Genomic DNA, 5179 nt, shown 5'->3' on the forward strand with positions numbered 1-5179 from the left:
GCGGGGGTGGCCGCGGGGGGCGGCGCGGGGGGGCGCCCCCGGGGGGTCCGGGAGGCGTCAGGCGGGACGCGGGATGGACTTGTGCTCCAGGTAGGCGTTCAGGCCCTCCGGGCCGAGCTCGCGGCCGAGGCCGCTGTTCTTGAAGCCGCCGAACGGGGTGTTGGGGTCGAGGCTGTAGAGGTTCACGCCGCAGCTTCCGGTGCGGATGCGGCGGGCGACCTCGACGCCGTGGTCGACGTCGCCGGTCCAGACCGAGCCACCGAGGCCGTAGTCGCTGTCGTTGGCGATCCGGACGGCGTCCTCCTCGTCCTCGTAGGGGATCAGGACGAGCACCGGGCCGAAGATCTCCTCGCGGGCGATCCGCATGTCGTTGCGGACGTCGCCGAACACGGTCGGCGCGACGTACCAGCCGCGGTCGTGCGGCCGGTTCAGCCCGCCGGTGATGACCTTGGCGCCCTCGTCCTGGCCGATCCGGATGTAGTTCTCCACGCGCTCCTGCTGCCGCTTGGCGACGAGCGGGCCGATCTCGCTGGAGTAGTCGGCCGGGTCGCCGACGGTGAGGCCGCCGACCATGGTCGCCAGGGCGTCGGCGACCTCGTCGTAGCGGCGGCGGGACGCCAGGATGCGGGTCTGCGCGGCGCACGCCTCGCCGTTGTTCATCAGCGAGGCCATCTTGAAGCCCTCGATGGTGGAGGCGAGGTCGGCGTCGTCCAGCACGATCGCGGCGGACTTGCCGCCGAGCTCCAGGGTGACCCGCTTGAGCTGCTCGCCGCAGACCGCGCCGATCTTGCGTCCGGCGGCGGTGGAGCCGGTGAAGGACACCTTGTCGACGCCGGGGTGCGCGACCAGGTAGGCGCCGACCTCGCGGCCCGCCGGGACGACGTTGACGACGCCGTCCGGGATGCCCGCCTCCTTGATCCACTCGGCCAGCAGGTAGCTGTCGAGCGGCGTCTCGGGGGACGGCTTGGCGACGACGGTGCAGCCGGCGATCAGCGCGGGCGCGAGCTTGAGCATCAGCGTGAACTGCGGCACGTTCCACGGGACGATCGCGGCGACGACGCCGACCGGCTCGCGGGTGACGGTGACGGGGCCGAGCATGCCGGGCCGCTCGTCCTCCCAGGCGTAGGTGCCGGCGAGGTCGACGTAGTACTGCAGCACCATCTGCGGGATCGCGGCCTGCCCGAACACCGAGAACAGGATCGGCGAGCCCATCTCCGCGGTGACGAGGTCGGCCATCCGCTGCTGCCGCTCGGCGTAGATCGCCGACAGCCTGCCGACCTTCTCGGCGCGCTCGGCGGGCGTCATCCGCGGCCAGGGGCCCTGGTCGAAGGCGCGCCGGGCGGCGGCGACGGCGGCGTCCATGTCCGCCTCGGTGCCGTCCGGCACCCGGCCGATGACCTCCTCGGTGTGCGGGGAGATGACCTCGATGGTGCCGGTGCCGGCCGGTGCCGTCCACTCGCCGCCGATGAACAGCCGATCGTGCTCGAGCATGCTGATGTGCCTCCTGCCGGGGGGTCCGCGGAGAGTCCGGAGCGCATCCGCTGACCGAATGCTTGCTTGGCTCAGCATTGCACGCGGTCGAGGGGGGTTGGCAAGAGAAATGAGACTAGAGTCTCACCGAGTCAGCAGGTGCGCGTTCGGCGCCCGCGCCGGCCCGGCCAGCTCGGGCAGTTCCACCAGCTCCACGCCCGCCGCCTCGAGGATCTCCGCGCCCGTGCCCGCGACGAACACCGACGGTTCGCGCCAGGCGAACACCACCCGCCGCGCCCCCGACGCGACGATCAGCTCGGCGCACGGCCGCGGCCGCGACGCGCGGTTCCCGCACGGCTCCAGCGAGCTGTAGACGGTCGCGCCGCGCAGCACCCCGCCGGTCTTGGCGATCGCCGCCTCCTCGGCGTGGTCGTGCGGGTCGGCCTCCCGCGAGTGCCCGCGCGCGATCTCCCGGCCGTCCGCGCCGACGATCACCGCGCCCACCGAGAACGCCGTCGAGGACGGCGGGCACAGCGTCGCGAGGTCGCAGGCCAGCGCCAGCCACCCGGCGTCGTCCATGATCGCGTCAGCCACGCTCGCCTCCGGGCAGGTAGCGCAGCAGCGCGAGGTCGCCGATCCGGGTGATCTCCGCCAGCCGCATCGGCCGCTCCGGCGACTGCGGGAACACCCCCGACCGGACGAACCGCGGCGCCGACGGGTCGCCGACGAAGAACGGCGCCACGACCAGTTGCAGCTCGTCCACCAGCCCCGACGTGAGGAACAGCGTGTGGACGGCGCCGCCGCCCTCCACCATCAGCCGCCGCACGCCGCGCGCCGACAGGTCCGCCAGGACGGCCGGGAGCTCCAGCGGCTCGCCCGCGTCGACGACCTCGCCCAGCCCGCCGAGCCGCTCCGCCAGCTCCGCGGCCGCGCCGGACGGCGCGTACACCAGCTTCGGCGACTCGCCCGTGGTGAAGAACCGCGCGCCCGGATCCAGGTCGCCGCTCCAGGTCAGCGTCACCTTGGTGAGGTCGGGCGGGAGCCCGCGCGAGACCCGCTGCTCCCGCCGCGCCTGCGAGCGGATCAGCAGCTTCGGGTCGTCGGCCCGGACGGTCCCGGCGCCGACGAGGATCGCGTCGCAGCCGGCCCGCACCGCGTCGACGCGGTCGAAGTCCGCGGCGCTGGACAGCCGCAGCCGTTCCGGCGCCGCGTCGTCGATGTACCCGTCGACCGACATCGCGCAGCTCAGCAGCACGTAAGGACGATCACCCACCACCCCAGCCTAAAACCTGCCGCACCACCCCCAAGCCACCAGCGCACCCCGACCGCCGGGTTGAGCCTTCGCCCCGAGCGATCAGGCCGATCCGACCGGCTGGGCGAAGCCGAAGGCGAGCCCGGCAACGGCCCGCGCCGAGCCGAGCCGTCACGCGAGCGCGCTATCTGACCGGGTGGGGCGAAGCCGAAGGCGAGCCCCACCTGGGAAGCTCGCGAAGCGAGTTCGCGCTCGCCCAAGACCGGTCAGCGGGCGAGCCGCTAGGCGAGCCCGCTGGGCCGGGATTGAAGCAACACGGCGTTTCTGCGCCGGATGTGTCGGACGGGGTGCCTATGGTTGCTGCGACATGCGAATCCTGCACACTTCCGACTGGCATCTCGGCAGATCGTTCCACCGCGAGGACCTGCTGGCCGCGCAGGCGGCGTTCGTCGACGACCTCGTCGCGACCGTGCGAGAGCAGCGGGTCGACTGTGTGCTCGTCTCGGGCGACGTCTACGACCGGGCGCTGCCCGCCGTGGACGCGGTGCGGTTGTGCGACGAGGCGCTCGCGCGGCTCGCGGAGCTGACGCGGGTCGTGCTGATCGCCGGGAACCACGATTCGGCGCGGCGGCTCGGGTTCGGGTCCGCGCTGATGGACGGGGCGGGCGTGCACGTCCGGACCGATTTCGCGCGGGTGGGGGAGCCGGTCGTCGTCGGTGACGCGGCGATCTACGGCGTCCCGTATCTGGAGCCGGAGCTCGTCCGGCATCCGTGGGAGCTGGACGAGCGCACGCATGCGGCGGCGCTGACCGAGGCGATGCGGCGGGTCCGCGCGGACGCGGCGCGGCGTCCGGGCCTGCGCTCGGTCGTGCTCGCGCACGCGTTCGTGACCGGCGGCGAGAGCAGCGAGAGCGAGCGCGACATCTCGGTCGGCGGGTCGGCGCAGGTGTCGGCGTCGGTGTTCGACGGCGTGGACTACGCGGCGCTCGGGCATCTGCACGGCCGCTGGGCCATCACGGACCGGGTCCGCTATTCGGGGTCGCCGCTGGCGTACTCGTTCTCCGAGGAGCACCACGTCAAGGGGTCCTGGCTCGTCGATCTGCGCGAGGACGGCGTGGCCGCGGAGTTCGTGGAGGCGCCCGTGCCGCGCCGGCTGGCGCGCGTCCGCGGCCGCATCGACGACCTGCTGTCCGGTTCGGAGTACGAGAAGTACGAGGACCGCTGGCTGCAGATCACGCTGACCGACGAACGCCGCCCGTCGGCCGCGATGGAGCGGCTGCGCCGCCGCTTCCCGCACGCGCTGGTCCTCGGCTTCGAGCCGGAGGGCGGCGGCACCGACGGCGCGCGCACCTGGACGGAGCGGGTCCGCGAGCGGTCGGAACTCGACATCGCCGGCGACTTCGTGGCGGAGGTCACCGACGGTCCCGCGACGGAGGCGGAGCGCGCGCTGCTGGACGAGGCGTTCGAGCACTGCCGCCGGAAGGAGGCGCTGGCGTGAGGCTCCACCGGCTGGAGGTCGCCGCGTTCGGCCCGTTCTCCGGGACGGAGGAGATCGACTTCGACGCGCTGTCGGACGCGGGGCTGTTCCTCATCCAGGGCCGGACGGGCGCGGGGAAGACGAGCATCCTGGACGCGGTGTGCTTCGCGCTGTACGGGCAGGTCCCGGGCGTCCGGAACGCGGTGAAGGGGCTGCGCAGCGACCACGCGGCGCCCGGCGCGGGCCCGCGCGTGGTGCTGGAGACGACGATCCGGGGCCGCCGGCTGCGCGTGACGCGGTCGCCGGCGTGGGAGCGGCCGAAGCTGCGCGGGACCGGGACGACGACCGAGCACGCCAAGGTGATCCTGGAGGAGTTCGAGCGCGGCGGCTGGACGGGGCTGACCACCCGGCTGGACGAGGCGGGGGACCTGATCTCCCGGCTGCTCGGGATGAACGCGGCGCAGTTCTGCCAGGTCGCGCTGCTGCCGCAGGGCGAGTTCGCGGGCTTCCTGCGCGCGGGCGCCGACGAGCGCCGCAAGGTGCTGGAGCGGCTGTTCGCGACCGAGGTGTTCACGCAGGTGGAGAAGTGGCTGGCCGACCGGCGCGCGGCGACGGGCCGGGAGGCGGCGGAGCTCGCCGCCGCCGCGTCCTCGATCGCGGACCGGATCGCGGAGGCGACGGGCGCCGCGCCGCCGCGCGGCGAGCGCCCGCCGGTTCCGGCGCCGCGCCGCGGCGAGCAGGTGCCGGAGCCGGCCGCGGACGTGGAGGTGCTTCCGGCGTGGGCGGCGGAGCTGGCGGGCGAGCACGCCGACGTCCGCGCGGCCGCCGACGAGTTGCGCGACGAGGCGGACGCGGCGGTGCGGGCCGCGCGCGAGGCGCTGGAGGCCGGGCGGGAGGTGGCGGAGCGGCGCCGGCGGCGCGCCGACGCGCTGGCGCGCCGTGACGCGCTGGCCGAGCGCGCCGAGGAGCGGTCGCGGCTG

Annotated in this window: 5 protein-coding genes; 2 read left to right on the forward strand and 3 right to left on the reverse strand. The window is 74.4% G+C overall.

Translation table 11 applies throughout. From position 1 onward, the window contains the following. Window positions 1-57: 57 nt before the first annotated feature. The 3 genes from ABZ914_RS46010 to ABZ914_RS46020 form a co-directional block, all read right to left on the reverse strand. A complete protein-coding gene (locus ABZ914_RS46010) occupies window positions 58-1491 on the reverse strand; it encodes an aldehyde dehydrogenase (RefSeq protein ID WP_500200980.1) in 1434 nt (477 codons plus the stop codon). 123 nt (window positions 1492-1614) lie between these two features. Next, entirely contained in the window at window positions 1615-2049 is a 435-nt protein-coding gene (locus ABZ914_RS46015) for a cytidine/deoxycytidylate deaminase family protein (protein ID WP_190868167.1), read from the reverse strand. 7 nt (window positions 2050-2056) lie between these two features. After that, window positions 2057-2743, reverse strand: coding sequence for a dihydrofolate reductase family protein (locus ABZ914_RS46020; protein WP_190868163.1), 687 nt, complete (start codon window positions 2741-2743; stop codon window positions 2057-2059). 346 nt (window positions 2744-3089) lie between these two features. Here ABZ914_RS46020 and ABZ914_RS46025 point away from each other — a divergent pair, with 346 nt between their 5' ends. Then, window positions 3090-4220: an exonuclease SbcCD subunit D gene (locus ABZ914_RS46025; protein WP_500200981.1), complete on the forward strand. Its 1131-nt coding sequence runs from the start codon at window positions 3090-3092 to the stop codon at window positions 4218-4220. Then, a partial coding sequence (locus ABZ914_RS46030; protein WP_500200982.1) for an AAA family ATPase occupies window positions 4217-5179 on the forward strand: 963 nt, incomplete at its 3' end. The genes ABZ914_RS46025 and ABZ914_RS46030, both read left to right, overlap by 4 nt.

Source organism: Spirillospora sp. NPDC046719, from assembly GCF_040645715.1.
In the GTDB taxonomy this organism is placed as follows: Bacteria; Actinomycetota; Actinomycetes; order Streptosporangiales; family Streptosporangiaceae; genus Spirillospora.